Below are 1,299 nucleotides of genomic sequence, written 5' to 3'. Positions count from 1 at the left end.
TCTACGAAACTTATATTGCAAACCAAACGCAGGATAAACTGAGCCATATACAAGGCGATACAGAGACGCTTGTGGACAACCTGCTGCAAGAGCTGGAAAAAATCCTTGAGGGCAACCAGGCTTTTTCAGCCGCACTGGAAGAAAGCCAGAATGATCTAAAGAAAAACCCCGATATCAACAGCATCACTCAGCTCGTTGCCAAGCTTATTGAAGAAACTGACCAAGTTAGACAAGCCAACACATCAATGGAAAACTCCTTAATCGTTGTGAAGGAGGAAGTCAGTACTTTAAAAAGGAACTTGGAAGAACTGAACGAAACGGCGTTTACCGACCAGCTCACCGGCATCCCGAATCGACGAGCATTTGATGAGTCTATTAAAACACTAGTAAATGAGTTTGAACAAACACTGAAGCCCTTCTCTCTCCTATTTATGGATATTGATCACTTCAAATCGTTTAATGATACGCACGGCCACGCAGTAGGCGACAAAGTTTTAACCTTTATCGCAACAGTTCTAAAGAAGGGTGTCAAAGGTGACGATATCGTCGCTCGTTATGGAGGTGAAGAATTCGTGGCGCTATTACCCAACACACGCTACGAAGGCGCACTCGTTGTAGGCCAGCAGCTATGCGATAAGGTCGCCAGTAAAAACCTGGTTATGGGCAGTGATAAAAAAGTCACCCTGGGTAATATTACCATTTCTGTCGGTGTTGCGAGTATGCAAACCTCTGACACAATTGATGGCTTAGTAGAGCGCGCTGACCAAGCCTTGTATGCAGCTAAGAAACAAGGCCGGAACAGAGTAATTGGAGAGACGCAGAACCTTGCGCAAAGTCAGTAGTATCAGAAAGGTGTATCGGCTCGAACCCTTTCTCAAAGGTTGGAGTTCAGTGCACGGCATAGTTAAACAGCACTCAAAGGCGTGAAAGTCCGCAAAACGGACCTTCATGACTGATCGATAAACAAGGATATTTTGGCCAATATTGATCTGATCGGTTACTTCTGGAAAGTGAGATAAGCGGACATAACTTGAGAATTGTCTTCAGATCTAATCTGGCCCTTCCTAACTAGCATTTTTATATTACAAAAGACCCGAAAGCGGACATAACAGTTGGACTGTTTTTACAAAATTACGGCCAATATTCGCTAAGTGAAGCTTCTTCTATATGCTGTATGTATAAACAGTATCAAGGAGGATACTCATGTCACCGGCAAGGAATGTCTGGGCGAGTCAAGCACCATACTATGAACGCCATCAGCCCGAAAAGACGCTCCTCTATCAATTGGTTCAGGAACAT

The 1,299-nt window shown here is 44.1% G+C and carries 1 protein-coding gene; it reads left to right on the top strand.

What is annotated here, in order from left to right; genetic code table 11:
* A partial coding sequence (locus tag A3756_RS15940) for a GGDEF domain-containing protein (protein WP_068553892.1) occupies nucleotides 1–842 on the top strand: 842 nt, incomplete at its 5' end.
* Nucleotides 843–1,299 lie beyond the last annotated feature (457 nt).

It is taken from the genome of Oleiphilus sp. HI0086 (genome assembly GCF_001635225.1).
This window is presented reverse-complemented; position numbering and strand designations above follow the sequence as displayed.